This window comes from Mesorhizobium captivum, from assembly GCF_033977165.1.
Lineage (GTDB): Bacteria > Pseudomonadota > Alphaproteobacteria > Rhizobiales > Rhizobiaceae > Mesorhizobium > Mesorhizobium captivum.
Genome location: NZ_JAVIJB010000001.1, coordinates 23,742 through 49,136, shown reverse-complemented (window position 1 = coordinate 49,136; position 25,395 = coordinate 23,742). Strand labels below are relative to the sequence as shown.

Annotated in this window: 24 protein-coding genes and 1 pseudogene; 13 read left to right on the top strand and 12 right to left on the bottom strand. The window is 64.5% G+C overall.

Features of this window, described 5'->3' with window-relative positions:
* Nucleotides 1-13 precede the first annotated feature (13 nt).
* Nucleotides 14-1,054 carry a proline racemase family protein gene (locus RFM40_RS00230; RefSeq protein WP_320228507.1) on the bottom strand — a complete coding sequence of 347 codons (1,041 nt, stop codon included), beginning with the start codon at nt 1,052-1,054 and terminating at the stop codon, nt 14-16.
* 95 nt (nt 1,055-1,149) lie between these two features.
* Between RFM40_RS00230 and RFM40_RS00225 the strand changes: the two genes are divergently transcribed.
* Complete coding sequence (locus RFM40_RS00225; protein ID WP_320228506.1) at nt 1,150-2,109, top strand: dihydrodipicolinate synthase family protein; 960 nt, start codon at nt 1,150-1,152, stop codon at nt 2,107-2,109.
* A 52-nt stretch (nt 2,110-2,161) separates the two neighbouring features.
* Here RFM40_RS00225 and RFM40_RS00220 read toward each other — a convergent pair whose 3' ends face one another.
* Nucleotides 2,162-3,328, bottom strand: a complete 1,167-nt coding sequence (locus RFM40_RS00220; RefSeq protein ID WP_320276958.1) for an SGNH/GDSL hydrolase family protein — start codon at nt 3,326-3,328, stop codon at nt 2,162-2,164.
* Between the two features lie 416 nt (nt 3,329-3,744).
* On the opposite strand from RFM40_RS00220, the gene RFM40_RS00215 reads away from it, so the two are divergent.
* From RFM40_RS00215 to RFM40_RS00185, 7 genes are all read left to right on the top strand, one after another.
* Nucleotides 3,745-4,857: a sugar ABC transporter substrate-binding protein gene (locus RFM40_RS00215; RefSeq protein ID WP_320228504.1), complete on the top strand. Its 1,113-nt coding sequence runs from the start codon at nt 3,745-3,747 to the stop codon at nt 4,855-4,857.
* Between the two features lie 178 nt (nt 4,858-5,035).
* A complete protein-coding gene (locus RFM40_RS00210; RefSeq protein WP_320228503.1) occupies nt 5,036-6,556 on the top strand; it encodes a sugar ABC transporter ATP-binding protein in 1,521 nt (506 codons plus the stop codon).
* Between the two features lie 23 nt (nt 6,557-6,579).
* On the top strand, nt 6,580-7,530 hold the full coding sequence (locus tag RFM40_RS00205) for an ABC transporter permease (protein WP_320228502.1): 951 nt from the start codon (nt 6,580-6,582) through the stop codon (nt 7,528-7,530).
* A gap of 166 nt (nt 7,531-7,696) precedes the next feature.
* The gene (locus RFM40_RS00200) at nt 7,697-8,581 is read left to right on the top strand and encodes an AraC family transcriptional regulator (RefSeq protein WP_320228501.1); all 885 of its coding nucleotides are present in this window, start codon (nt 7,697-7,699) and stop codon (nt 8,579-8,581) included.
* A gap of 149 nt (nt 8,582-8,730) precedes the next feature.
* Nucleotides 8,731-10,338: an FGGY-family carbohydrate kinase gene (locus RFM40_RS00195; protein WP_320276957.1), complete on the top strand. Its 1,608-nt coding sequence runs from the start codon at nt 8,731-8,733 to the stop codon at nt 10,336-10,338.
* Between the two features lie 133 nt (nt 10,339-10,471).
* Nucleotides 10,472-10,873, top strand: coding sequence for a hypothetical protein (locus tag RFM40_RS00190; protein WP_320228499.1), 402 nt, complete (start codon nt 10,472-10,474; stop codon nt 10,871-10,873).
* A 72-nt stretch (nt 10,874-10,945) separates the two neighbouring features.
* The gene (locus RFM40_RS00185; RefSeq protein WP_320228498.1) at nt 10,946-12,136 is read left to right on the top strand and encodes an NADH-quinone oxidoreductase subunit D; all 1,191 of its coding nucleotides are present in this window, start codon (nt 10,946-10,948) and stop codon (nt 12,134-12,136) included.
* A 213-nt stretch (nt 12,137-12,349) separates the two neighbouring features.
* Here the strand turns inward: RFM40_RS00185 and RFM40_RS00180 are convergent, their stop codons facing one another.
* Nucleotides 12,350-12,784, bottom strand: coding sequence for a hypothetical protein (locus tag RFM40_RS00180; protein ID WP_320221925.1), 435 nt, complete (start codon nt 12,782-12,784; stop codon nt 12,350-12,352).
* A gap of 161 nt (nt 12,785-12,945) precedes the next feature.
* Here RFM40_RS00180 and RFM40_RS33685 point away from each other — a divergent pair, with 161 nt between their 5' ends.
* Nucleotides 12,946-13,278: a hypothetical protein gene (locus RFM40_RS33685; RefSeq protein WP_430691625.1), complete on the top strand. Its 333-nt coding sequence runs from the start codon at nt 12,946-12,948 to the stop codon at nt 13,276-13,278.
* Nucleotides 13,279-13,427: 149 nt separating this feature from the next.
* Here RFM40_RS33685 and RFM40_RS00170 read toward each other — a convergent pair whose 3' ends face one another.
* Genes RFM40_RS00170 through RFM40_RS00140 form a run of 7 tightly spaced genes read right to left on the bottom strand, consistent with a single transcriptional unit; the run spans nt 13,428 to nt 19,703 of the window.
* Complete coding sequence (locus RFM40_RS00170) at nt 13,428-14,219, bottom strand: SIS domain-containing protein (RefSeq protein ID WP_320228497.1); 792 nt, start codon at nt 14,217-14,219, stop codon at nt 13,428-13,430.
* A gap of 22 nt (nt 14,220-14,241) precedes the next feature.
* Nucleotides 14,242-15,006 carry a GntR family transcriptional regulator gene (locus tag RFM40_RS00165; protein WP_320228496.1) on the bottom strand — a complete coding sequence of 255 codons (765 nt, stop codon included), beginning with the start codon at nt 15,004-15,006 and terminating at the stop codon, nt 14,242-14,244.
* A complete protein-coding gene (locus RFM40_RS00160) occupies nt 15,003-15,875 on the bottom strand; it encodes an ROK family protein (RefSeq protein ID WP_320228495.1) in 873 nt (290 codons plus the stop codon). Before RFM40_RS00160 ends, RFM40_RS00165 begins: the two co-directional genes overlap by 4 nt.
* Nucleotides 15,872-16,612: a PIG-L deacetylase family protein gene (locus tag RFM40_RS00155; protein WP_320228494.1), complete on the bottom strand. Its 741-nt coding sequence runs from the start codon at nt 16,610-16,612 to the stop codon at nt 15,872-15,874. Before RFM40_RS00155 ends, RFM40_RS00160 begins: the two co-directional genes overlap by 4 nt.
* Nucleotides 16,609-17,448: a carbohydrate ABC transporter permease gene (locus tag RFM40_RS00150; protein WP_320228493.1), complete on the bottom strand. Its 840-nt coding sequence runs from the start codon at nt 17,446-17,448 to the stop codon at nt 16,609-16,611. The genes RFM40_RS00155 and RFM40_RS00150 overlap by 4 nt, the downstream gene beginning before the upstream one ends.
* Nucleotides 17,445-18,377, bottom strand: coding sequence for a carbohydrate ABC transporter permease (locus RFM40_RS00145; protein ID WP_320228492.1), 933 nt, complete (start codon nt 18,375-18,377; stop codon nt 17,445-17,447). Before RFM40_RS00145 ends, RFM40_RS00150 begins: the two co-directional genes overlap by 4 nt.
* Nucleotides 18,378-18,431: 54 nt before the next feature.
* Nucleotides 18,432-19,703, bottom strand: coding sequence for an extracellular solute-binding protein (locus RFM40_RS00140; RefSeq protein WP_320228491.1), 1,272 nt, complete (start codon nt 19,701-19,703; stop codon nt 18,432-18,434).
* A gap of 326 nt (nt 19,704-20,029) precedes the next feature.
* Here RFM40_RS00140 and RFM40_RS00135 point away from each other — a divergent pair, with 326 nt between their 5' ends.
* Genes RFM40_RS00135 through RFM40_RS00125 form a run of 3 tightly spaced genes read left to right on the top strand, consistent with a single transcriptional unit; the run spans nt 20,030 to nt 23,109 of the window.
* Nucleotides 20,030-21,322: an ABC transporter substrate-binding protein gene (locus RFM40_RS00135; RefSeq protein WP_320228490.1), complete on the top strand. Its 1,293-nt coding sequence runs from the start codon at nt 20,030-20,032 to the stop codon at nt 21,320-21,322.
* 39 nt (nt 21,323-21,361) lie between these two features.
* Entirely contained in the window at nt 21,362-22,252 is an 891-nt protein-coding gene (locus RFM40_RS00130; RefSeq protein ID WP_320228489.1) for a carbohydrate ABC transporter permease, read from the top strand.
* Nucleotides 22,249-23,109 carry a carbohydrate ABC transporter permease gene (locus tag RFM40_RS00125; RefSeq protein ID WP_320228488.1) on the top strand — a complete coding sequence of 287 codons (861 nt, stop codon included), beginning with the start codon at nt 22,249-22,251 and terminating at the stop codon, nt 23,107-23,109. Before RFM40_RS00130 ends, RFM40_RS00125 begins: the two co-directional genes overlap by 4 nt.
* Nucleotides 23,110-23,169: 60 nt before the next feature.
* Here the strand turns inward: RFM40_RS00125 and RFM40_RS00120 are convergent, their stop codons facing one another.
* Nucleotides 23,170-23,829, bottom strand: a complete 660-nt coding sequence (locus RFM40_RS00120) for a class I SAM-dependent methyltransferase (RefSeq protein ID WP_320228487.1) — start codon at nt 23,827-23,829, stop codon at nt 23,170-23,172.
* A gap of 230 nt (nt 23,830-24,059) precedes the next feature.
* Here RFM40_RS00120 and RFM40_RS00115 point away from each other — a divergent pair, with 230 nt between their 5' ends.
* Nucleotides 24,060-24,686, top strand: a complete 627-nt coding sequence (locus RFM40_RS00115) for a TetR/AcrR family transcriptional regulator (RefSeq protein ID WP_320228486.1) — start codon at nt 24,060-24,062, stop codon at nt 24,684-24,686.
* A 75-nt stretch (nt 24,687-24,761) separates the two neighbouring features.
* On the opposite strand, the pseudogene RFM40_RS00110 reads toward RFM40_RS00115, so the two are convergent.
* A pseudogene (locus tag RFM40_RS00110) lies at nt 24,762-25,341 on the bottom strand (hypothetical protein); the annotation flags it as partial.
* Nucleotides 25,342-25,395 lie beyond the last annotated feature (54 nt).

The window sequence follows — 25,395 nt, the reverse complement described above, 5'->3', positions numbered from 1 at the left end:
CGCTCAGATCGCACTATTGCTTCATCGAGGTCGACGTGCCCCACGTGTCCGACAGCACATAGCCTTGCGGATAAGGATCCATCGGATCGAGGTAGTAGTTGTGCTCGCCCGTGATCCAGGCGCGGCCGGTGATCTGCGGAACGATCGCTTTGTGTCCGGCGATTTCAGTCAGTTCGAGAATTCTGCCGGTGAAGCGCGAGCCGATGATCGATTCATGGATCAAAACGTCGCCGACGCCCATCAGACCCCGGGCTTGCAGCACGGCCATGCGGGCCGACGTGCCGGTTCCCGTCGGGCTGCGGTCGGAGCGTCCGGGCGACACGATACAGGTGTTGCGCGTGACGTTGCCCGGCCCTTGGAACGGCATGGCGAACTGCACGATCGACACATCGCGCACATTGTCGAATTCCGGATGCACGACATCGAGCTGTTCGCGCGCTGCGTGACGGACCTTCTCGCCGATGACGGCCAGCTCGCGCGCCTCGTCGGGTGTTACCGAGAAGCCGAGCGCGGCCGCGTCGACGATCGCGTAGAACATGCCGCCATAGGCGATGTCGACCTTCAGGGTGCCGACCCCTTCCACCTCGATGTTGGCGTCGAGGCGTTCGGCGAAGGCGGGCGCGTTGCGGAAGGTTATCGACAGGCATTTGCCGTCGCGGCATTCGGCGCGCACCTCGATGACGCCGCCGGGCATGTCCAGCTTGAAACGGGTCTCGGGCTCGTTCATCGGCACCATGCCGGTCTCGAGCAGCACTGTGGCGACGCAGATCGTATTGGAGCCGGACATCGGCGGGTATTCCGTCGGTTCCATGATGATGGCGCCGGCGACACAATCCTCGCGCGTCGAGGGAACCAGGAGATTGACATGCCGAGCAACGCTGCCGCGCGGCTCACAGATCAGCATGCGCCTTATATGGTCGTGATCGCGTTCCATGGTGATCATCTTTTCCATCATCGTGCGGCCCGCCGGCGGCAGCACCCCGCCCACGATGACATCGCCGACCTCGCCCTCGGCATGGCAACCGACGACGCGAATGCTGGATCTGGTACGCATTGTTTCTCCCTGTCGACCAAGACTATCTGCTTGGCAAGCAGTATCACTCCGGGACAAACTGACCAATCTGCGTGCCGGCCTCAAGGAGAATCCGAATGAACGCCAATGTCTTTTCCGGCTGCATGCCGGCGCTGATGACGCCTTGCACCAATGATCGCATCCCCGACTTCGACGCGCTGGTGCGCAAGGGACGCGAGCTGATCGCCGCCGGAATGTCGGCGGTCGTCTATTGCGGCTCGATGGGCGACTGGCCATTGCTCTCCGACGAACAACGCATGGAAGGCGTCGAGCGGCTGGTGAAAGCCGGCGTGCCGGTGATCGTCGGCACCGGCGCGGTCAACACCGCCAGTGCCGTGGCGCATGCCGCCCATGCGCAAAAGGTCGGCGCTCGGGGCCTGATGGTGATCCCGCGCGTGTTGTCGCGCGGACCTTCGGTGATGGCACAGCGCCACCACTTCAAGGCAATCCTTGCCGCCGCGCCCGATCTGCCGGCGGTGATCTACAACAGCCCCTATTACGGCTTTGCCACGCGCGCCGATCTGTTCTTCGCGCTGCGGGCCGAGCATCCGAACCTTGTCGGCTTCAAGGAGTTCGGCGGCCCGGCGGATTTGCGCTATGCGGCGGAAAACATCACCAGCCGCGACGATGAGGTTGCACTGATGATCGGCGTCGACACCGCCGTCTTCCACGGTTTCGTCAATTGCGGAGCGTCCGGCGCCATCACCGGCATCGGCAATGTGCTGCCCAAGGAAGTGCTGCATCTCGTCGGCCTCAGCCAGGCGGCCGCCAACGGCGATGCCGAAGCGCGCCGGCTGGCGCTCGAGCTGGACGCCGCGCTCGCCGTCCTCTCCTCCTTCGACGAAGGTCCCGACCTGGTGCTCTATTTCAAGCACATGATGGTGCTCAAGGGTAACCCCGAATACAAGCTGCATTTCAACGAGACCGATGCGCTGAGCGACAGCCAGCGCGGCTATGCGGAGCAGCAGCTCAAGCTGTTCGACGCCTGGTACGCTCAGTGGTCGAGACAGCCCGCGATGGCGAGATACGCCGCCTGAGCGGCGGACACGGCGGCGGGAGCGACCTGAACCGTCCGCGCTCCCTCCGCCATCAATTCGGAGCCGACCTGTCCTCCTGGGCGACAAGCAAGCCCTCGAAGGCCATCTCGAACGCCTTGGCCATCTCGGCATAACCATCGTCGGACGGATGCAGGCCGTCGCCGCAATCGAGGGCGCGGAGCAGCCTGGACGGGTTGGCGGGGTCGGCGAGCATGCGCTCGAAATCGACGACGGCATCGGCTTCGCCCGATGTCCTGATCCAGGCGTTCACCGCCTGCCGGTCGCGCTCTTTGGACGCAGAGTAGAAGGTCTTTAGCGGCAGGCCCTCGAAAGCGCCGCCGAAGGGCGGCAGCGTGCCGAGCAGCACCTTGATGCCGTTGAGGCGGGCGCGCGCGATGATCTGCCGGTAGGCCGAAATCAGGTTTTCGGCGGCGACAGCCTCTTGGCCTCCGGCAAGCATGGTCTCCGGCCAGCCGATGTCGTTGATGCCTTCCAGCACCGAAACCCATTTGACGTTGGGAAAGCTCAGCACGTCGCGGTCGAAGCGGGCGAGCGCGTTGGCGCCGCGGGCGCGGCTGGCGAGCACACGGTTGCCGCCGATCCCCTGGTTGAGGACACCGATGCCTGACAGCCGGCCGCTTTTTGCAAGCCGCTCCGCCAGCCGGTCCGGCCAGCGGGCATTGCCGTCGATGGTCGAGCCGAAGCCGTCGGTGATGGAATCGCCGAGACAAGCCAGCGAGCCGCTGCCCGGTCCGCTCTCGACCAGCACGGCGCTGAGGAAATAGCGGCTGGTCGAGGTCTGCTGCAGGGGCAGTTCTGGCGCTTCGGCGAAATTGCCGAAATCGGAGATGTAGGCGGTCTGCTGCGCCTCGTAGTGGTAAGTCTCGATCGGCGCGAAGTCGGGGAAATAGAGGCTGATAGCGATCTGCCCGAGATCGGGAACCGCGAGGTCCACAACGTCGCTGAGCAGCGGCGCGCCGGGCGCGAGATCGGTCTGCCTCTCGCCGCCGAACCTCACTTGCCGAATGGTCGCGGCGTCGACCGCGCCATCTTTCGCGGCAAGGGCGACGGTGGCGGCGCCGATCCGGATAGGCGAGGCGCCATATTCGTTGGAAAGCCTCAACCGCAACCTGTCGCCGCCCGTGCTGACGCGCAACACCTGGCGCACCGTCTGCTGGTGAAAGCCGTAGAGCACGGCGTCCCCCGGCCATACATTCATCGGGCTCGCGCTCCAGGTTCCGATCCAGTGCTCCATTCTCTCCATCCCTTCGGTTTCGGCGCGCAGCCCCTCGCGAACACAGATAGCCGCAGCGCGCGACGCGGGCTACCGGTTGCGCTTTCCACGACCCATACATTTTTGACTCATCTGACCGCGAGCTGGCGGGCCAGCCCTTTGCCTCCGCGGGGTACCGGCGCAGCCGCGGTATCGGTTTTCCCGAGCGGAATCAAAAAAGTACTAACACCCGCCCTGGAACGTGGTGGCTGGCCGGACAGCGCGCGCCTAGCCTGAAATCGACATCGGATCGCCGGGGGAGGAGACGTCCCGGGAGATGTCCGGGGCTGCATGCCCCGCCGAGCGGGCTTGGTGGAAAAGCCGCGCCGGCAAAGGATTCCAACCATTTCAGGGAGCGAGACATGGGTTGCGAGACCAAGAGCTTTACGATGAACCGCCGCATGCTGTTGCAGGGCGCGGCAGCCGCTGCCGGCGGCCTGTTGCTGGCAGGCGGCGAGCGCGCCGTGGCACAAGGCGCGGCATCCAAGGTGGTGGCCTGGGAAACCGGCTATCTCGGTTTCTTCTTCTTCGTCGTGTTGCAGGAGGCGCTGAAGCGCAAGGTCGAAAGCCTCGGCCTGGAGTTCGTCGGCAAGGACGCCAACGGCGATGCCAACGCGCAGGTCAACGACTGGAACAGCCTGCTCCTGCAGAAGCCGCGCTACCTCATTTCCGACGCGCTGGACTCGGAACTGCTCATCCCGCTGAGCAAGAAGGCGAAGTCGCTCGGCGTGCCGCTCGGCATGGTCGACACCGTGCTCACCGGCGGCGAGGTGGCCGCATCGGTGACGTTCGACAACAAGCAGTCCGGCGTCATGGCGGCGGAGAAGACCGCCGAGTTGCTCACCAAGAAACACGGCTCGCCGAAGGGCAGCGTGCTCAACAATTACGGCTCGCTGACCGCGGTCGCGCTGCGCGACCGCAAGGACGGCTTCGAGGACACGCTGAAGAGCAAGTACCCCGAGATCGAGATCATCTCGCGGCCGCAGAACAACCAGCATGAGCAGGCGCTCGCGGTGGTGTCGGCGACGCTGCGCGAGCGGCCGGACCTCGACGCCATCCACATGCCGACCGACATCTTCGTCGTCGATGCGCGTAAGGCGTTGGAAACGCAGAAGCGGCTGTTCCCGGTCGGCCACGAGAAGCATATCATCCTCACCAGCATCGACGCCTCGCCGAACGCGCTGGAATGGGTGAAGGCCGGCGAGATCGACGCCGATATCGCGCAGGATCCGATCGCCTATGTCGAGATCGTCGTCGATCTGCTGGAAGAATACACGCTGAAGGGCAAGCCGGTTCCGATCGGACCTTACGAGAACAAGAAATATTTCTGGGAGAAGGGCACCATCGCCGACAGCCCCTCCGGTCCGCTGCTGACCATCCCGCCCTACTTCCTCACCAAGGAAAATGCCGACGACCCGCGCCACTGGGCCAATGTGGTGACCCAGGTGTGGAAGATGCAGCAGAACGCCGGCTGATATCTTAAAGCGCGTCGCGCAGAAACGGATTCAGTCGACGTGCTTTAAGCCTTTGTTTTTGGTGCATGTCGTTCGCCCAAAACCGCTGCGCACTTTTGGGCGACATGCATTGGCCGCCAGCAAGGGTGAGAACGCGCCGTCGCGTTCTCACCCTATTTCGGAACTACCGGTTATCCAGATGAATGTCGCCGACGGCACGATCGTGCCCGATAGTCATGCGCCGGACAGCGCCGATGCTGTCCTGACCGTCGACAACGTCTTCAAGCGCTTCGGCCCGCTTGCGGTGCTGGACGGCGTCTCGCTGACCGTATCGAAAGGGGCGATCCACGGCCTGCTCGGCAAGAACGGCGCCGGCAAGTCGACGCTGTCCAACATCATCGCCGGCCTTTTGCGCCATGACAGCGGCACCATCCTGTTGAACGGCGAGGACGTATCGGCCCTGCCGCTGACGGCGCGCAAGAGGCGCGGGCTCCATCTTCTTTCGCAGCATTCGGAGATCTTCGAGGACCTCTCGGTCGGCGAAAACCTTCTGCTGCCTGAATTGCCGAAGCGCTTCGGCCTGACCAACTGGACAGCACTCCATCGGCTTGCGGCGCAACAGCTCGAAAGCCACGGCATGCCGGTTGACCCGCGTCGGCGCGCCGGCGATCTCAACGCCAGCGACAGGCGAAGGCTCGCCATCATCAAGGCGGTCGCGGCCGAGGCCTCGCTGATCATCCTCGATGAGCCGACGGCGGGCCTTGCCGCGGCGGAACGGCTGCATCTTCTGGAGTGGGTCGAGAGCCTCACCGAACGCGGTACCTCCTTCATCTACATCTCGCACCACAATGACGAGGTGCGGCAGCTTTGCTCGGAATACACCGTGCTGCGCGACGGCAAGGTGACCGCCGGCGGCAAGGCGGCGGAGCTGTCGGCCGATGCCATGGCGCGCGTTATCACCGGCGCCGACGTCGCCGAATTCCATCGCAGCCGCAAGGATCACCCCACCGCCATTGAGCTCCGCCAGCTTTCCTTCCCCGGCGGCGGGCCGATCGACCTGACGATCGGCCGCGGCGAGATCGTCGGCCTCGTCGGCCTGCTCGGCGAAGGGCCGCAGGAACTGATGCGGGCACTGGGCGGCCTGCTACCCGTCGAAGCCGGCAGCGTCCTCATCGATGGCCGCCAAGTCCGGCTCGGCTCGCCGGGGCAGAGTCTCGGTTCGGGCGTCGCCTATCTTACCCATGACCGCATCGGCGAAGGCCTGGTCGGCTCGATGTCGGTGACGGAGAATCTCAACCTCGGCAACTGGCCGCGGTCGCTCGGCTGGCTGGTAAGCGGCGCCGGCATGAACCGCCGCATGCGCGAGGCGCGCGGCGCCATGGATATCGTCATGGGCAGCGGCGGCCAGGAGATCGGCGAATTGTCGGGCGGCAACCAGCAGAAGGTGCTGCTCGGCCGGCTGCTGGAGCGCAGGCCGAAGCTGCTCCTGCTCGACGAGCCGACCGTCGGTGTCGACGTCGCCGCCAAGGAACAGATCCACCGCCTGATCGACGATGCGACGAAGAAGGGCGTCAGCGTGCTGCTGCTGGCGCAGGATCCGGAAGAGATGCAGCGCCTCGTCGACCGCGTGGTGATCTTCTCCAAGGGCTGTATCGCGCGCACCTTGCGGGGCGCCGAGATAACCATCGACGCGATCGCCGAGGCGAGAACGGCGCGATGAAAGTTTTGAGGTAAGGCTCGCAGATGGCCAGCAAGAAATTCCTTCTCGACAATGTGGTCTGGATACTGATCGTGGTGTTCAGCATCCTCGCCGGCTTTCTCAATCCGTTCTTCCTCTCGGAAGGCAATTTGCAGAATGTGCTGGTGCAGGCAACCACGCTGGGCGTGCTGGTGCTTGCGGTCTCCTTCACGCTTTTGATCGGCGAGATCGATCTGTCGGTGGTCGGCAATCTCGTCTTCTCGAGCATGGTCGGCGCCTATGCCATGCAGCAGTTCGGCGTCCACTGGACGCTGGCCGTCCTGATGACCATCGTCGCCGGAGTCCTGGTCGGCCTGCTCAACGGCTATTTCGTCGCCTATCTGCGCATGAATTCGCTGATCGCGACGCTGGCGATGGGGCTTTTCCTGCAGGGCGCGGTGCTCGGCGCCACGCAGGCGCGCACCATGGTAGTCGCCGACGAAGGCTACAGCTACATAGGCAGCGCCACCATCGGCAACTGGCCGGTGATGCCGATCGCCCTTTTCGTCGCCTATCTCCTGGCCCATGTCGTGCTCGCCTATTCGGCCTGGGGGCGGAACCTCTACGCTACCGGCGGCAACCGCCGGGCGGCCAATGCCGCCGGCATCAACGTCAAGCGCGCGAGGCTCGGCGCCTTCACCGCTTCCGGCTTCCTCGCCGGGGTGGCCGGCTTCCTCTACACCTCCTATCTCGGCGGCGTCAGCGTCACCGTCGGCAGCACGACGCTGCTCTATGCAGTGGCCGCACCCGTCATCGGCGGCGTTTCGCTGTTCGGCGGCCGCGGCCGCGTCATCGGCATGCTCGGCGGCACGCTGCTGATCACCGTCATCCAGACCGGCCTGCAGCTTATCAATGTGTCGGCCTATTACATCCAGATGATCGGCGGGGCGATGATCCTGCTCGCGATCGCCGTCGACGCCTTCCGCATCCGAAGCGAGGAGCGCGGCGTCGTTTGAGACGCGGCTCAGTGGAGGCTCAGGATAGTCAAAAAAGTACCAATGATCGGACGGGAACATAGTGGCGCCGGTTTTGTCGGCTCAGTAGTCTGGCTGGCATGAGGCCGATGGGAGGAGACGCGTCGACGAGGCGATCGCGCTGACGGCCTTGCACGGAGGAACAGCGATGAAACCTGATCTCGAGGTTGTGCAGATCAGGCCGGGCGAATCTTTCACCGCCTGGTCGCACGGCTATCCTTTTCGCACGGTGCGCTGGCATTTCCATCCGGAATACGAGCTGCATCTCATCGTCGCCACGCGCGGGCGCTATTTCGTCGGCGATTTCATCGGCGAGTTCGAACCCGGCAATCTGGTGCTGACCGGCCCCAATTTGCCGCACAACTGGGTGAGCGATGTGCCGAAGGACGCGACGGTGCCGCTGCGCTGCCGCATCATCCAGTTCAACGAGGGCTTCATCGACGGCGCCATCAACACCTTCCCCGAGCTCGCTGCCCTGACGCCGGTGCTCGAAGCCTCGCGCCGCGGGGTGTTGTTCAGCCGGCAGACCAGCCGGCAGCTTGGCCCCCTGATGGAAGAGATCATGAACTCGCAAGGCGTGCGCCGCATCGAGCTGTTCATGATGATGATGGGCCTGCTCAGCCGTGCCGAGGGCGCGTGCATGCTGGCCAGCGCAAGCTACTTGCCGGACCCGTCCGGTTACATGTCGGCCGGCATCAACAAGGCGCTTGCCTATCTGCGCGAGAACCTCACCCAGCCCTTCAGCGAGACGGACCTGGCCGCCATCGCCGGCCAGTCGCCCAGCGTCTTTTCCCGCTCCTTCCGCCAGCACACCGGCATGACCTTGGTGCAGTATGTGAAGCGGCTGCGCATCAACCTGGCCTGCCAGATGCTGATGAGCGACGAGCAGGCTTCGATCACCAACATCTGCTTCGAGGTCGGCTACAACACCCTTTCCAACTTCAACCGGCAGTTCCTCGCCGAAAAGGGCATGACGCCCTCGCACTTCCGGCGGCTGACACTGCACAACATCAACATGGCGAAAGCGGCCTAGCCGGCCGGCACGACAACAGCGGCATCGAGACGTGGCGCCATGTTCATGCTGACCAGGCCGCGCAACATCACCGTTCGCGACCTTGTCATCCCGCCGCAAAGCAATGACCTCTATAGGAACCGGACGGATCGGGCGAAGGATCTGAAGTCATGAGCAGCCATTTCATCGGCATCGACATCGGCACGGGAAGCGCGCGCGCCGGCGTCTTCGACGAAGCGGGCGCGCTCCTTGCATCCGCCAAGGCCGACATCGCCGTCTGGCATGCCGAAGGCCATATCGTCGAGCAATCGAGCAACGACATCTGGCGCGCCGTTGTGGCCACCGTCCGCGAGGCCGTGACGCTCGCCGCCATTTCTGCCCAGTCGGTACGTGGCATCGGCTTCGACGCGACCTGCTCGCTTGTCGTCCTCGGGCCGGGCGGCGCACCGCTGACGGTGAGCCCGTCGGGCGATCCTGAGCGCAACATCATCGTCTGGATGGATCATCGCGCCACCGAGCAGGCCCGCAGGATCAACGAAACCGGCGAGGACGTGCTCAACTATGTCGGCGGCAGCATCTCGCCGGAGATGGAGACGCCGAAGCTTTTGTGGCTCGCCGAGAACATGCCGCGGACTTTCGCCGCGGCGTGGCAGTTCATGGACCTCGCCGATTTCCTGACCTGGCGGGCGACCGGCAGCCTGGCGCGCTCGACCTGCACGGTGACCTGCAAATGGACCTATCTCGCCCACGAGGCGCGCTGGGACGACGCCTATTTCCGTAAAGTCGGGCTTGGCGCGCTTGCGGATGAGAAATTCGCGCGGATCGGCACCGAGATCGTGGCGCCCGGGAGCGCGCTCTCCAACGGCTTGACGAACGAGGCGGCGGCAGAGTTTGGCCTGCCGCCTGGAACGCCGGTGGCGGCGGGCATGATCGACGCCCATGCCGGCGGCATCGGCTCGGTCGGCGCGCGCGGCGGCGCCGGCGGCGTGACGACGCGCATGGCCTATGTCTTCGGCACCTCCGCCTGCACCATGACGACGACCGAGCAACCGGCATTCGTGCCGGGCGTGTGGGGCCCCTACTTCTCCGCCATGGTGCCGGGCCTGTGGCTGAACGAAGGCGGCCAGTCGGCGGCCGGCGCCGCCATCGATCGCCTGGTCGGCATGCACCCTGCCGCCGTCGAGCTTGCCGGAATCGCGGCGCGCAGCGGCCGGAGCCTCAGCCAGTGGCTGGCGCAAGAGGCTGAGCGGCACGGCGGCGCGGCCAGGGCGGACAAGGTCATCGGCGGACTGCACGTCGTTCCCGAATTTCTCGGCAACCGTGCCCCCTTGGCCAATCCCGACGCGCGCGGACTGATTGCCGGGTTGGACATGGCGACCGGCACCGACAGCCTCGTCGCGCTCTATCTCGCCGGCATCTGCGGTCTCGGCTATGGCGCCCGGCAGATTCTCGAAGCCATGCGCGCCTGCGGCATCAATATCGACACGATCGCCATCAGCGGCGGCGCCGGGCAGAGCCCGCTGGTGCGGCAGCTCATCGCCGACACCACCGGCAAACTGGTCTACGCGCCGACGTCTCCAGAGCCGGTACTGCTCGGCTCGGCGATGCTCGGCGCCGTCGCCGCCGGCCGCCACCCCGACCTTCCGGCGGCCATGGCGGCGATGTCGGAGGTGGGCGAGGTCTATTCGCCCAACTCGTCGCTAGCCGCCTGGCACGACAGGCGCTTTGCGGCTTTCGAGCGCCTGCAGGCGGCGGCGCTGTCGGTGCTGGCTGTTTGAAATTTCCATTCGGCGGCGGATGACGGCCATGCCGGCTCCGCCGAGCTTCGCCGTCTACTTGCCACCCTTCACCGGGAACCATCGCCCGGCGGAGGGGTTGTGTCGTCAGTCTTCGAGACATGGAGGAAAGACGATGCGGACATTGACGATGGTCCTCACGCTTTCAGTGCTGGCCCTGGCACAGCCGGCCTCAGCCCAACACGCCGATCCGCAGCCTCCGCAGGCCTTGCCGCCGGCACAGCAACCTGCGCCCGACCAGCCGCAGGCACAACCCGATCAGGACAATTCCGGCCAGAAATTCACCAACGTCGTGGTGGTGGCGATCGAGGATCTTCCGGCTGAAGTGAAGGCGCAGGCGGAAGCCGTGGTCACCAGGACGACTGCCAAGGACCTGGCCAAGCTGCAGAAATCGATCGATGCCTCGCCCGAGGCGGTATCGGTCCTGCATGCGAACGGACTGAATTCCTCGCAGGTCGTGGCCGCCAACATCGATGGCGACGGCACGCTGACGCTGATCATCCAGACGACGACATGATCGGCGCCGCGGGGCGCGGTGGACCGGACCGGCACCAGCCAGAAAGAAACCAAATTCCACGAAGGGCCGGCCATGGCCGAAACCTCAGTCCGTAACTTCACGCTCAACTTCGGACCGCAACACCCGTCGGCGCACGGCGTGCTCAGGCTGGTGCTGGAACTGGACGGAGAGATCGTCGATCGTGCCGATCCGCATATCGGTCTGCTCCACCGCGGCACCGAGAAGCTGATCGAATACAAGAACTATCTGCAGGCCCTGCCCTATTTCGACCGGCTCGACTACGTCGCGCCGATGAACCAGGAGCATGCCTTCTGTCTCGCCGCCGAGAGGCTGCTCGAACTACCGGTTCCCCGGCGCGGGCAGCTTATCCGCGTCCTGTTCTGCGAGATCGGCCGACTGCTGTCGCATCTGCTCAACGTCACCACGCAGGCCATGGACATCGGTGCGCTGACGCCGCCGCTCTGGGGCTTCGCCGAGCGTGAGAAGCTGATGGTTTTCTATGAACGCGCGTCCGGCGCCCGCATGCACGCCAACTATTTCCGGGTCGGCGGCGTGCATCAGGATCTGCCGGGGCAGTTGCTCGACGACATCTGGGATTTCTGCGATCCGTTCCTGAAGGCCTGCGACAATCTCGAGGACCTTCTGACCGACAACCGCATCTTCAAGCAGCGCAATGTCGATGTCGGGATGATCTCGCTCGACGATGCCTGGGCCTGGGGCTTCTCCGGCCCCATGGTGCGCGGCTCGGGCGCGGCCTGGGATCTGCGCAAGGCGCAGCCTTACGAGTGCTATCCCGAGATGGATTTCGACATTCCAGTCGGCAAGCACGGCGACTGCTACGACCGCTACCTCGTGCGCATGGAGGAGATGCGGCAGTCGGTGCGGATCATGCGTCAGTGTCTCGAGAAACTGCGTTCGGCCGACGGCGCGGGGCCGGTCGCCGCGCCCAACCAGAAGATCACGCCGCCGCCGCGCGCCACCATGAAGCGCTCGATGGAAGCGACGATCCAGCATTTCAAGCTCTACACCGAAGGGCATCGCGTGCCGCCTGGCGAAGTCTACGCCGCGGTGGAAGCCCCGAAAGGCGAGTTCGGTGTCTATCTGGTCTCGAACGGCAGCAATGTTCCCTACCGGTGCAAGATACGCGCGCCGTCCTTCGCCCACCTCCAGGCGATGGACTATCTGTCGCGCGGGCACATGATCGCCGACGTCGCGGCCATCATAGGCTCGCTGGATATCGTGTTCGGCGAGATCGATCGCTGACTGAAGCCGTCCGGAGAACTAGAGCAATTCCAGGAAAAGTGTGAGCGGTTTTCCGTCCGGAATTGCTTTCCACAGAACGCTGAACGGATCTGATGACGCCAGGCTGCCAGGCTTAACCCTGCCGGTCGGCGGGAAGAGCAGGCAACTCCCCTCCGCCTCCGGCAAAGTCCGGTATTGAACTTAGCCGCGGTTCCGCGAACCGCGGCTATCGCCTCAGTGCATGAACACCGATCTCAGCCAGGCGAGAATGCCTGAGCCCGGAGAGATCGCCGCGCGAACGCGGGACGCCGCCCAGCGTGCCGGCAAATTGGCGCCGACATGGCAATGGCAGACGACCTCATGCAACTGCCAGTCGCTGAGCTCGAAGAAGCGCTTCGCTTCGCCGTAGGTGTCGTCTTGCAAACCCTGCGCACGAAAGATCGGGTCTTCGAAGGCGACAGTGATTGGCGATCCGGCGGAACGCATTCTTTCGCGCACTTCTGGAGTGGCGTATTCGGTGCCCGCAAGCGCCGAGAGGCGCCGGCTGGGATTTTGCTCGAGAAGTTGCGCCCAGCGTTCGAGGCGTTGGCCTCGACTGGCGAAGAGTACCGCTGCTTCAGCATGAACGTCGGCAACGGCATTGAGTTGGTCTACAGTTTGGTGCTTCAAGGCCGCCTCCTATGTCGGCAGATGATCCACCCGCCCCCAAGGCAACTAAGGCGCGGCACGACGCCGGCAAGAGCCGAAATGGGCAACGGGAATCATTTGATCGTCATTCAGTCGTGCCGGCGCCGAAACGCAGCCGGACCGATGTGGAACCATCCGCCGGCATGTCCGTTCTGCCAGCGTCAGCCGCCAGTCGGGCGCTCGGTGAGCGCCAGGTGCGGCGATCAATCCGTCATGTTCTGGTCGGGCAGATATCCGGTTGCCGGAAACCGCATCACGCCGACGGCGGCCAGCGCAACGAGGGAAAACACTTTATGGCCATTCTCCCCAATCCCGATCCGACGCCCACGCCGGTCCCCACGCCGCCGCCTTTTCCTGACCCGAAGCCGATGCGCGAGCCGGATCCGGAGAGGCTGCCGGACGAGGAACCCGTCCCCAATCCCGATGAGAACGATGTGCCGCCCAAGCACTCGGGAGCGGGCACGATTCAGCGCTAGAGCAATTCCAGGAAAAGTGTGAGCGGTTTTCCGTCCGGAATTGCGTCAAAACAAAGAGATAGAGCGGTTCGCCGTTTCCGTGAAACGGTGAAACGCTCTAGCCGCAAAGGCCAGCGAGGGGCGCGGTCGGGCCTCCCGCTTCCCTCCGTTCATTCCCCGCGCATCGTCGCCTGGAAGGCCGGCAGGTGCTTCTTCTGCGCCTCGATCATGCGTTCGCGGTAGACGCCGTAGATGACGTCGGTGTCGTGCAGCGTCACGCCGGCGATGGTCGGCGAAGCGAAGACCGGCAGCTCGATGCCGCGCTTCGACAGCTGCTCGGCCGTGCGCGCCAAGAGCTCATGCGCCATGATCATGGCAAGCACCGTCGAGGAACCCGACACCGGCCGGCTCCAGCCTTCGATCGGCACGACCGCGTCCTCGATCGGCGAGCAGGTGTCGATGACGAGATCGGCGGCGTCCGCCAGCCGTTTGCCGGAGGAATGCGTGGCCGACTTGTCGAGGTTGTTCTTGCTGGTGACCGCGACGACGAAGATGCCTCGCTTCTTGGCATAGAGCGCGGTATCGATGCCGGAGGAGTTGCGGCCGCTATGGCCGAAGATGATGATGGAATCGCCCTTGTTGAGCGGCTGATGGTCGAGGAATTTCTCGGCATATTTTTCCGTCCGCTCCAGCCACAAAAGCTCGCGCACGCCGCCGGCGCCGAGCACGTTGTGCCACATCACGCGCGGATCGGTGAGTGGATTGAAGCCGACAAAGCTGCCGTAGCGCGGGAACATCTCCTGCGCCGGCAGCACCGAATGGCCCGAGCCGTAGAGATGGACCAGCCCGCCCTTCTCAAGCGTGTCGGCGAAGCGGCTCGCCGCCTGGCCGAAGGCTTCCGAATTGGCCTTCGAAGCCTGTTCGATGAGGGCGGCGAGACGGGGAATGTAGAGATCGGACACTTTCGGTACTCCTGTTATCGTGTCAGCTTCTGGTGTTCGGGCGGCCGGCGCGCAGCGTCGAGCGGATCTCGTAGCGGTCGCCGCGCATTACGGAGACGGTGAATTCGAACGGGCCGCGCTCGTCGATGGTGATGCGCTCGACGACGAAAGCGGGACTGCCAGCCGGTAAATCGAGCAGTTCGGCATCGGCGCCGCTGACGGCGCCGACGCGATAGTTCTCGCGCGCCTCGACCGGCACGATGCCGTACTGGTTCTCCAACGCCTCGTAGAGCGAGCCCTTGAGCAGGCCGGCATCGAGGAAGCCAGGCACGCGCGCCGCTGCCAGCTGCGCCGTCTGGATGCCGATCGGCTCGCTGTTGCCGAGCCTGAGCCGCCGGATGCGCACAATAGGATCGCCCTCCTCGATCTCCAGCGCGCCGGCGGCGGCGGCATTGGCCGTTGTCAGGCTGCAGTCGAGCAGTCGCGAACCGGCGACGACGCCGATATTGCCCATTTCCTGGGTGAAGGAGGTGAGCTCGCGCGTTCCGGCGACCAGCGTGGTGGAACGCACGAAGGTGCCCCGGCCATGCTCGCGCCTCAGCAGCCCGCTTTCCTCCAGATTGCGCAGCGCGTGACGCAGTGTGATGCGGCTGACCCCGAACAGCGCGCAGAGCCGGTCCTCGGCCGGGATCTGGTCGCCGGTCGCCCACTCGCCGCTCTTGACGATGGCGCGGATCGCCTCCTCGACTTGATACCAGAGCGGTTCGGGCCGCCTGCGGTCCGGCTGCTGAAAGCTCGCTTCGCTCATCGGATCTGTCTCCACCCGCTCCCCGCCTGCCCGGCAAGTGCTGCGCCAACCAGACCCGCGCGCGGGCCGAAAGCGCCAGGCCTCAATTCGATGCCGCGCAGATGCGGCGGCAGTTGCCGCCGTAATGCCGCAAGCAGCGGCGGTGCAATCGCATCCAGCGCATCGGCCAGGCCGCCCGACACCAGGATCACACCCGGATCGAGCAGGCCGACGGCACCGGCGAGTGCGGTACCCAGCCGGCGTGCCGGTTCTTCCAGCAGGGTAAGTGCCGCGCGGTTCCCTGCCCGGCCGGCAGCGATCAATTCGCCGCCATTCGCGAGCCCGATCCGCGTGGACAGCGCATCGAGCGCGCGGCCCGAGGCCACGCGCTCCAGCCAGCCGCTGCGCTCCTCGCCCTGGTCGTCGACGTCGGCGCAGGCCCAGCCGAAGGAGCAGGCGCCGCCATGCGCGCCGGCGACGATGCGGCCGTTGGCCAACACCGCCGAGCCGATGCCGGTGCCGATCGCGAGCAGGATCGCGTCGGACATGCCCTTGGCCGCGCCTTCGGCCGCTTCGGCGAGCAGCGCGATCTGCGCGTCATTGCCGATCGCGACACTGATGTCGGGAAACAGCGCCGCGACATCGATGCCGTCGAGCCACGGCAGGTTCGGGATCCATCGGCAGACGGAGCCTTCGACCAGTCCCGGCACCGCGAGCCCGAGCGCTTCGACGTTGTCGGCAGCCGCAAAGGCACGGACGCGCGCGACGAAACCATCGAGGTTTTCCGGCGCCGGCTGGTGGCTCTGCTGTGTTAGCGCGGCGATATCATCTGTGTGGACGGCGGTCCGCAGATTGGTGCCGCCGAGATCGATGGCCAGCACCCGCGTCATGTGTCGCGCCTCCGGTCGGCAGGCGGCGCGAACAGGCCGCTGCCGGCATTCCAGGAATGCGAGGCGGCAGCAAAAGCCTGCGCATGGCGCGTGCCGCGCAGGCAGCCGCGCAGCCGGTAGAGCGCGCTGTAATAGTCGACATAGGGAAAGCTGCTCAGCCCGCGCGCCAGCTCATACTCCATAACCGCCTCGTGCCAGGCCTCGAAGCCGGCGCTGACATCGACCAGATGCTCTGGGCGAAAACCTTCGTCGTCCTCCCAATTCTCGCCGAACAGCAAGAGCTGCGGCGTATGCGCGGGATGGGCACGTTTCAGCGTCGGCAGAGCCGAAAAGAAAATGCCGTTCTGGGTGAGGTGCGCCGCGGCGCGATGGTCCTTGTGCCAGCTGCCATGCCAGTGGGTAATGACGACCTCCGGCTTCACCTCGCGTATGACGTCGCAGACCTGTAGAGCGGTCGCGTTGTCGTTGGGCAGGAAGGCGTCGCGCAGCTTCATACTCAGCATCGACACGCCAAGCCGAGCCGCAGCCTTCGCCGCCTCGTCCTCCTTCTGCGCCGAATACTGCTCCGGGATCAGGCAAGGGTGTCCCTGCTCGCCCATCGAGAGATGCAGGAAGGTGACCTGAGCGCCACCCCTGGCAGCCACCGCGGCCAGAGGCCCGGCGATCACCTCGGCGTCGAACGCATGCGCCCCGACGACCAGGATCGAGCGCGCGGCATAGACCTTGTCCTCGATCATTTCATGCCTCCCCCGGCGCCGACGCCCTCGCGAATCTGGCGCGCCAGCACACAATACATGATCAGGATGGGCGCCATGGAGATCGCCAGCGAAGCGAACACCAGGCCCCAATCCGTGCGGAACTGTCCGACGAAGACGCTGATCGCCAGCGGCACCGTTTTGTAGCGGTCGTCGAAGATGAAGATCAGCGGGAAGAAGAAGTCGTTCCACACCGCGATCGCCGTGAAGATGGCGACGATCGATACCGCCGGCTTCACCATCGGCAGCACGATCTGGAACAGGATGCGCGTCTCGCCGGCGCCGTCCATGCGCGCCGCCTCGTCTAGCTCGGAGGGCAGCACGCGCATGAAATTGGCGAAGATGAAGACGGCGAAGGGAATGCGGATCGCCGAATAGACCAGGATCAGCCCGGTCAGCGAATCGAGCAGACCGAGGCTGCGCATCAGCGTGAAAAGCTCCACCGATGCGAGCCTGATCGGCAGCATGATGCCGGAAAGGAAGAGGCCCAGCATGATGGCGTTCCAGCCGAGCCTGTAGCGGCTGAGCGGATACGCGGCCATCGCCGAGACGACGATGGTAAGCATCACCGCGCCGCCGGTGACGATCAGGCTGTTGATGAAGTTGTGGCCGAGGTCGGCGCGTGTCCAGGCGCGGACGAAATTGTCGAGAGCCCAGCTCTGCGGCAGGCCGAGCCGGTTGTCGTAGATTTCGGCCGTCGTCTTGAAGCAGGAGACGACCAGGATGTAGAGCGGCAAAAGCACCGCCGCCGTCCAAAGCAAAAGGACGGTCCAGCCGGGCAGCCGCGCCAGCCCCTGCGGGATAGCGAGCGCGCTCATAACTCAATCGTCCGCTTGTCGAAGAAGCGCAGCATCAAAAGCGTGCCGATGCTGAGGATGAGGAACAGCATGGTGCCGAGCGCCAGCGCCAGCCCTATATCGGTGATGCCGACCGCGCCCTCGGCGCCGAAGGCCAGCCGGTAGAAATAGGTGACCAGCGTGTCGGTCGAATAGCTCGGATTGCCCTGCACGCCCTGCATCACATAGACGATGTCGAACTGGTTGAAGGTGTTGATGAAGGAAAGTGTGGTCAGCGTGCCGAGCGCCGGCATCAAAAGCGGCAGCGCAATGGAAAACAGCATGCGCGTATTGCCGGCTCCGTCGAGCTTCGCCGCCTCGAAGATCTGGCCGGAGATCTGTCTCAAGCCAGCCGTGTAGATCAGCACCGGCAGGCCCATCCAGTTCCACGCATCGACGGCGATGAGCATGCCAAGCGCCGTGTGGCTGTTGCCGAGCACTGTCAGGCTGGCCTGATGCAGGCCGAGGCCGTTCAGCGCCCATTCGACGATGCCGCCCGGCGCCAGAAGCAGCCGCCACAGCGCGCCGACGATGACGGGGCTGAGCACCGCGGGGAAGAAGAACACCGACTGGAAGAAGGCCGCTCCCTTGTCACGCAGGAAGAGCAGCCAGGCGAACAAGAGCCCGAGGCCGTTCTGCAGCAGCATGATGCCGAAGAACCAGACGACATTGTGCCCGAGCGCGCCATAGAGCCGCGCGCCGCTCGGGAAGACGAACAGGCGCGAGAAGTTCGCCAGGCCCGCGAACTCCTGCATGCGCAGCCCCTTCCAGGCAAAGAAGCTGCCCCATAGCGACATCAGCAGCGGGTAAAGCACGAACAGCCCGTAGACGGCCAAAGCCGGCAGGATGAACAGCACGGCCATGCGCTGCTGCGTGCGCTGGAGGCTGGTCATGCGGCGAAGCTTGATCATCGGCTGTTTTCTGTCGGGATGGAGCGCCGGCCGCGTCGCGGCCGGCTGAATGCCTTACTGCTTTGGCTTGAACCAGGTGGCAACGGCGGCCTGCATGTCGGCCGCCAGCTTCTCCGGCGCGACATTGCCCTCGACCATGTCGATGATCTCGGACTGCATCACCGAGGACGCCGTTGGCGTCTGCCAGCGGAAGCCGACAAGCGTGAGATAGGGCGTCGAATTCTTCGACATCTCCATCATTTTGGCGAGCACCGGATCCTTGACGGTGACGTCGGTGCGTGCCGGCGGCCAGCCGAGCTCGTCGGCAAAGAGTTGCGCGAACTCGGCCGAGGCCATGAAGTTGAGCACCCTGGTCGCCGCCTCCTTGTTCTGGCTCTCCGAGACGAGACCATAGGAGCCGTCGGAGAAGGCCGACGTGTAGAGTTTGGTCGAGGCGTCATCGGCGGGGAACGGGAAGATCGAGAATTTCAGCTTCGGGTTCTGCGACTTGAAGCTGCCGTTCTCGAACGAGCCGCCGAAGAACATCGCCGCCTTGCCGCCGATGAATTGCTGCGTGGCGGTGGTGTAGTCGATGCCGGCGAAGCCGTCGGAATAATAGGGCTTCAGTTCGGCGAAACGCTTCAGCGCCGCAACGTAGCGAGGATCCTCGAACGTCGCCTTGCCGCTCATCATCTCGTCATAGAAGCCAGGTCCGTAGATCGTCGGGCCGATGACGCCGACGCCGATCTCCAACTCCCACGCCGAGCCGTTGGCACCGCCATTGGCGATCGGCGTGATGCCCGCCGCCTTGAGTTTTTCGCAGGCTGCGACGAAGTCCTTGTAGGTCTTCGGGATCTCGATGCCTTGCGCGGCAAAAATGTCCTCATTGTAGAAGACGCCCATCATCGGCACCGAATAGGGCACGCCATAGAGCTTGCCGTCGGCACGGCCGCGCGCGCCGCCAAGCGCTGCGTCCGGCATGTTCTTCAATTCCGCCACGCTGTCGTCGAGCGCGTCGAGATAGCCGCCTTCGACAAAGGGCTGCAATTCGCCATAGGCCTTGAGCTGCGCGATGTCGGGTCCGCGGCCGCCGCGCAGCGCCGTGCTCAGACGGTTCTGGTAGTCGGCGTCAGGCGTGAACTGGATATCCACCTCGATGCTCGGATTGTTCTTCTCGAAGACATCGAAGATGCGGCGCATCGCGGCCTCGTCCTCGGTGCGCCAGCTCCACAGCGTCACCGTGCTGTCCGCGCGGGCCGGAAGCGTCGTGAAAACGCCGGCGCAGGCGGCGGCGAGGCCGCCGATCAGGCTGAGCGCGGCGCGCCGGTGGATTGAAAGCATGCTCATTGCCAGTTCTCCCATTTTTTCTGTTTCTGAGGCTCGCGCGGCAGCGAAGCCGCGGGAGAGTCATCTGCTTTTTCATAAAGTCATTATAACGACATGATGCTTGTCGCAAGAGCCAAAAACCATGGAGGCCATCTGGCAGTCTCGAATGAAGAGGGAAGAATAAGGTTATCTATTTGAATTTCAAATGTAAATTTTCCCGAAGAGTCACAATCGAGGCTTCTTGATCCACAAGCGCTGACCGCGCGTTCGAAGGTAACCGCTTGCGCCTCGGCTCAAACTTGTCATAACGTCATTGCTCTTATCGCGGCTTATGTGGAGGAATGCCGATGTCGTCTGCCTGGATCTCGAAACTGGCGTTTGCCGCGGGTCTCGTTGCGCTTCCCGCCGCCGGCTGGGCGCAATCGGTCAACATCTCCTATCTGACCCACTGGTCGCCGGAGACGGTGGCCCTGCTCGAAGCGGCGGCCAAGGATTTTTCCAAGACCAATCCCGATGTCGGCATCACCGTGCGCGCCGTTCCCTTCGGCGACTTGCTCACCACGCTGCGCTCACAGGGCGGCTCCTCCGACGGGCCAACGATCGCCGGCATCTATGATCTGTGGCTGCCGGAACTGGCAAGGGACAAACTCGTCGCCCCTGCGCCCGAAGCGATAGCCAATGAGGTAAAGAACGCCTGGCCGGCGGGCGTCGTCAGCGCCGCCTCGGTCGGCGGCACGCTCTACGGCATTCCGAACGAGATCGACGTCTACGCGCTGAACTACAACAAGGAACTGTTCAAGGAGGCCGGCATTGCCGCGCCGCCCAAGACCTGGGCCGAATTCAAGGATGCCGCGGCAAAACTGACCGACAAGGATAAGGGCCAGCAGGGCTTCGGCATGATCAACTCCTGGGCGGCGGGCGTGGTCCATCCCTTCGCCTCGCTGCTCGTCTCCAATGGCGGCAACCTTGTCAAGGATGGCAAGCCGGCGCTAGACAGCGCCCAGGCCGGCGAGACCTTCGCGCTCTACGAACACCTGATAAAGTCCGGCGCCAGCAATCCGGCGATGGCGACGGCCGACGCCAACACCACCGGTCCGTTCCTCGACAATTTCGTCTCCGGCAAGACCGGCATGATCATCATGGCCAACTGGTGGGAAAGCGCGCTCAAGACCGGCATGGGCGACAAGTTCGCAAACGTCGCCACCGCGCCGATCCCGGTCGGCCCGAGCGGCGACAAGCCGCATTCGATCTCCTATTCCTGGATGACTGTCGTCAACGCCAAGGCCGGCGAGGCCGAGCAGAAGGCGGCCTGGGAATTCCTCGCCTGGCTGAACAGCCCGAAGTCGGGCAAGAACGGCGCTTCGGCCATGTCCGACATTTTGATGTCGATGGGCATCCTGCCCTCGCGCAGTTCCGACATCGAGGCGCACAAGGACAAGCTCGGCTCCGAATTCCTCTCCGGCTATGTCAGCGTGCTGGCTGACGCTCGGCCCTTCCCCGTCGTGCCCGGCGGCCAGGAGTTCTCGGAATCCCTGCAGCAGACGCTCGAGGCGTTGCAGTATGGCCAGGTCTCGGCCAAGGATGCGCAGGCGAGCGCTGAGGCCGACGCCACGTCGATCCTGGAGCGCGCGGCGAAGTAAGCTCAGGCCCTCCGGCCTGGCGTGTTTTGGGTCTGATGAATGGCCAAAACTTTTCGTGCCTCGGCGGGCATCATGCTTGCGCCCGCCGTGACATTGATCGGCGTCTTCGTGCTCGTGCCGATGCTGCTCACCATCTGGCTCTCCTTCCAGGACTGGTCGACGCAGACGCCCTTTTCCGACGCGAGCTTCGTCGGGCTTGGTAATTTCCACGAGATCTTTGGCCCGACCTCGATCGGGCGCGACTTCAAGACCGCGCTGTTCAACACCGCGGTCTACACCGCTCTCTCGGTCGTCCTCATCCTGCCGCTCTCGGTCGTCTTCGGCCTGATGGTCTATCAGCGTGACGTCGCCGGCGGCACCGCGTTGAGGACGGTGTTGTTTTCCACCTACATGGTGCCGATGATCGCGGTGGCGCTGGTCTGGTCGAAACTCTATTCGCCGAGCGAAGGCCCATTCAATCAGCTGCTCGGCCTTATCGGCATCGGCCCGCAGCCCTGGCTCTCCTCGCCGCGCTCGGCGCTGATCTCGATCGTCTTCCTCAATGTCTGGCAGCAGGTCGGCTATTTCACCGTGCTGGCGATTGCAGGACTGACGCAAATCCCGGGCAGCCTCTATGAGGCGGCCACGCTCGACGGCGCCAACCGACGCGAGCAGTTTCGTTTCATCACGCTGCCCTTGCTTCGGCGCACGCTTCTCTTCAGCGCCGTCATCGCCATCATCAACGCGGTGCAGGTGTTCGAGCCGGTCGCGCTGATCACGCAAGGCGGGCCGGTCGGCTCGACCAATGTGCTGACCTACCATATCCGCCGCGTCGGGATCGAACGCGCGCAAGGCGGGCTGGGCTCGGCCATGGCGGTGATGCTGATGCTGTCGCTGATCGTCTGCGTCTCGGCGCTGTTCTCACTTGTCAACCGGAAGGACAGCGAATGAGCGCGGCAACCCATTCGCTCACCCGCAAGCGTCCCTCGGGGCGCACAGCGCTGCTTGCAACACTGATGCTCCTAGTCGCCGTGGCCTCTGCCTTCCCGCTTGCGTGGATGGTGCTGTCCAGCTTGAAGACGCCGGCCGAGACCATGCAAGTGCCGCCGGTCTGGATCCCGCGCACGCCGACGCTCGAGGCTTACGAAAAGGTCGCCGGCGTCATCAATGTCGGCCGCTCGATGTGGAATTCCTTGGTCATCGCCTCTGTCACCACCGCCGGCATTCTGGTGACCAGCATGATGGCCGGCTACGCCTTCGCCAAATACTCGTTTCCAGGCCGCTCGCTGCTGTTTTCGCTGCTGATCGCCACCATGTTCCTGCCGCCGATCGTCACGCTGATCCCGCTCTACCGCATGGTCGGCTCGATCGGGCTGAACGCCAGCCTCGCCGGCATCATCGTGCCCAATCTCGCCAATGCCTTCGGCATCTTCCTGATGCGCCAGTTCATTGCCGGCGTGCCGGACGATCTGATCGACGCCGCGCGCATGGACGGCGCCTCCGAGTTGCTCATCCTGTTCAAGATCGTGGCGCCGAGCGTGGCACCGGCGATCGCGGCGCTGGCGCTGTTCGCATTCGTCTATCACTGGAACAGCTATCTCTGGCCGCTCACCGTGCTGCAGGGCAATGCCGACGCCTATCCGATCGTGATCAGCCTGAGCCGGCTGCTGAGCTACAACCGCGGCGCCGTCAACACCGGCCTGGTGATGGCCGGCGCAACGCTCGCGGTGCTGCCGCCGCTGATCCTATTCGTCTTCCTGCAGCGCTTCTTCGTCGACTCGATCATGGGCTCGGCGATCAAGGGGTAGGTCGTTCGGCCATAGCTTCACGTCGGATGCCTGCAGCCACCAACGGCGCTGCCGCAATCCTCACACCTTGATACCGCGCAGGAAATGCAGGCCAAGCCAGTTGAGCGGACCGCCTTCGATGCGCTCGAAGCCGGCTGCCGCCAGCGGTTCGCGGAGGCGGTGCAGGTCGAACTGGCCATGCAGGCCGTGCTTTGCCGACATGTGTCCGCGCTCGCTGACGGGGCCGGCATAGTCGATCAGCAACAGCCGTCCGCCGGGCGGCAGAACGCGCGCAGCCTCGCGCAGGCAAAGGCTGCGTCGCGCTTCCGGCACCATGTGCAGCACCGTGGTGAAAGTGACTGCATCGAAGCGTCCGTCCGCGAACGGCAATTCGGCCGCATCGGCATGATGAAACGCGATATCGAGGCCAGCCCGGCTCGCCTTGCGGCGAGCGGCGGCAAGCATCTTTTCGGAGACGTCGACACCGACCACCGATCCGCCGGGCTGCACGCGGCGCCAGGCGGAAATCGCCTGCGTGCCGGTGCCGCATCCGACGTCCAGCAGTTGGAAGCCCGGCCCAAGGCCGGCCAGATCGAGCAGAGCCTCGCGATAGGCCAGGTCCCGCCCACGCGTCAGCACGAGAACGAGCAGGTCATAAAGACGCGGGAAGCCAATGCCCTTGTTCGCGTTCGGGCCGATTGCAGCGCCAGCGGTATGCGCTTCGCTTCGCATATGGTGCATGTTCGTCACGTCCTTTCTTCGACAGCGCGAGAGCCGGCGAATGCCGGCACATCGATTGCCCAACTGGTGAAGCTTCGAAACAGTAAGTATGATAATGGACATCCTGTTCGGAACTTTCGACAGACGATGCGGGCGGATTGTCCGTTAACGGACAATCCGGGCTTGCCGTCCTGGAAAGGGTACCGGGAGAGGCGCTCAAACGGTTGGGTGCGCAAAGGGAGGAGTGATCCATGCCGCGCGGAATCGATCGGCGGGCCGCCCGGACCCGCAACGCCCTTCATCAGGCGCTTCTGACGCTCATGCTGCGCAAGGGCTACGAGGCGCTCTCTGTGCAGGACATCATCGATGAAGCCGATGTCGGCCGCTCGACCTTCTATGCGCACTATACCGGCAAGGAGGACCTGCTGCGCAGCGGCTTCCAGCTGCTTCGGGAGGAGCTCAAGGAGGCGCAATCCGCGATGCGCGCAAGAGCCGGGGCGTTACACGACGATCCGCTTGGCTTCAGCACGGCCATGTTCGAGCATGCGGCCCGGTATGCCGATCACTACCGGACGATGATCGGCGGGCGAGGCGGCGCCGTGACGGAGAACGAGATCCGCCTGATCCTGTCGGAAATGGTGCGGCAGGAACTGTCCTCCACCCTCCACGACGATACGATGCCGCGCGACTTCGTCGTGCAATTCATCGTCGGCGCCTTCCTTACGGCACTGAACTGGTGGTTCGAGCGGAAGCCCGGACTGCTGCCGTCTGAGGTCGACGCCATGTTCCGGAGCCTGGTGCTCGACGGGCTTTCACCCCTGATCGGCGACGAGCGCGGACGGACGGATCCCCCTGCCGCAAATGGGCATGCTGAGTGATCAATCCGAAGGGCCAGGCCTCGTCCGTAAGAGCCGATCAGAGAGAGCTGTCGCGCCGTATGCTTGCCCATCGACATCATCGACATTCGGCAAGTCGAGCGCGGAACGCAGCAAGCCGGCATCCCGCCGGTAGAGCGTCGAATAGCGGACGGGTGCCAGGAGGTCGGCGTAAGGTTGGAAATCCGAAATACGCTTGTTGAAGGGTATCGCTCCGCAACCGGGAACCAGACAGTCTCCCTTTCCTTTCGGACATTGGCTGAAGGAACAGAGCCGGCCAAAGTAGCGGTCGCTGCCGGGCTCGAACAGGAATACGTCGAGCTGATGGTTGGCGACGCTGATGCCCACGCCTGCCTCGAAGGCCTTTCGCAGTGAGGCGGCTCCCGCGCGGCGCAACTCGCCGAGCCGATGTTGCGAGTCGATCCACACCGCCAGATCGAGATCGCCGCTCGTGCCAGACCTCGACGCGCGCGCGGCGGAATTCGCTGAACCGGGGGACCTCCTTCCAGAGCGGTTTTGCCACTGACCCTATGACAGCGATCGCCTCGATCTCGGGGAACGCCATCCAGGACTGCGTGACGACATCGGCGGCCTGGCGGAATTCGCGCTGGCGCCGCAGGAGGTAACGGTTCTGCTCTTCGATCTGCGCGCGCTTCATGGTTCACCCAAGCAGCTTCATCTGCGTTTGCGGCCATCGGAGGCCGAGTTCGGC

Excerpts from the sequence above, each read along its gene's own strand:
- RFM40_RS00230 (WP_320228507.1), bottom strand. The coding sequence starts at position 1,054 with ATGCGTACCAGATCCAGCATTCGCGTCGTCGGTTGCCATGCCGAGGGC.
- RFM40_RS00225 (WP_320228506.1), top strand. The coding sequence starts at position 1,150 with ATGAACGCCAATGTCTTTTCCGGCTGCATGCCGGCGCTGATGACGCCT.
- RFM40_RS00220 (WP_320276958.1), bottom strand. The coding sequence starts at position 3,328 with ATGAATGTATGGCCGGGGGACGCCGTGCTCTACGGCTTTCACCAGCAG.
- RFM40_RS00215 (WP_320228504.1), top strand. The coding sequence starts at position 3,745 with ATGGGTTGCGAGACCAAGAGCTTTACGATGAACCGCCGCATGCTGTTG.
- RFM40_RS00210 (WP_320228503.1), top strand. The coding sequence starts at position 5,036 with ATGAATGTCGCCGACGGCACGATCGTGCCCGATAGTCATGCGCCGGAC.
- RFM40_RS00205 (WP_320228502.1), top strand. The coding sequence starts at position 6,580 with ATGGCCAGCAAGAAATTCCTTCTCGACAATGTGGTCTGGATACTGATC.
- RFM40_RS00200 (WP_320228501.1), top strand. The coding sequence starts at position 7,697 with ATGAAACCTGATCTCGAGGTTGTGCAGATCAGGCCGGGCGAATCTTTC.
- RFM40_RS00195 (WP_320276957.1), top strand. The coding sequence starts at position 8,731 with ATGAGCAGCCATTTCATCGGCATCGACATCGGCACGGGAAGCGCGCGC.
- RFM40_RS00190 (WP_320228499.1), top strand. The coding sequence starts at position 10,472 with ATGCGGACATTGACGATGGTCCTCACGCTTTCAGTGCTGGCCCTGGCA.
- RFM40_RS00185 (WP_320228498.1), top strand. The coding sequence starts at position 10,946 with ATGGCCGAAACCTCAGTCCGTAACTTCACGCTCAACTTCGGACCGCAA.
- RFM40_RS33685 (WP_430691625.1), top strand. The coding sequence starts at position 12,946 with ATGTCCGTTCTGCCAGCGTCAGCCGCCAGTCGGGCGCTCGGTGAGCGC.
- RFM40_RS00165 (WP_320228496.1), bottom strand. The coding sequence starts at position 15,006 with ATGAGCGAAGCGAGCTTTCAGCAGCCGGACCGCAGGCGGCCCGAACCG.
- RFM40_RS00160 (WP_320228495.1), bottom strand. The coding sequence starts at position 15,875 with ATGACGCGGGTGCTGGCCATCGATCTCGGCGGCACCAATCTGCGGACC.
- RFM40_RS00155 (WP_320228494.1), bottom strand. The coding sequence starts at position 16,612 with ATGATCGAGGACAAGGTCTATGCCGCGCGCTCGATCCTGGTCGTCGGG.
- RFM40_RS00150 (WP_320228493.1), bottom strand. The coding sequence starts at position 17,448 with ATGAGCGCGCTCGCTATCCCGCAGGGGCTGGCGCGGCTGCCCGGCTGG.
- RFM40_RS00145 (WP_320228492.1), bottom strand. The coding sequence starts at position 18,377 with ATGATCAAGCTTCGCCGCATGACCAGCCTCCAGCGCACGCAGCAGCGC.
- RFM40_RS00140 (WP_320228491.1), bottom strand. The coding sequence starts at position 19,703 with ATGAGCATGCTTTCAATCCACCGGCGCGCCGCGCTCAGCCTGATCGGC.
- RFM40_RS00135 (WP_320228490.1), top strand. The coding sequence starts at position 20,030 with ATGTCGTCTGCCTGGATCTCGAAACTGGCGTTTGCCGCGGGTCTCGTT.
- RFM40_RS00130 (WP_320228489.1), top strand. The coding sequence starts at position 21,362 with ATGGCCAAAACTTTTCGTGCCTCGGCGGGCATCATGCTTGCGCCCGCC.
- RFM40_RS00125 (WP_320228488.1), top strand. The coding sequence starts at position 22,249 with ATGAGCGCGGCAACCCATTCGCTCACCCGCAAGCGTCCCTCGGGGCGC.
- RFM40_RS00120 (WP_320228487.1), bottom strand. The coding sequence starts at position 23,829 with ATGCACCATATGCGAAGCGAAGCGCATACCGCTGGCGCTGCAATCGGC.
- RFM40_RS00115 (WP_320228486.1), top strand. The coding sequence starts at position 24,060 with ATGCCGCGCGGAATCGATCGGCGGGCCGCCCGGACCCGCAACGCCCTT.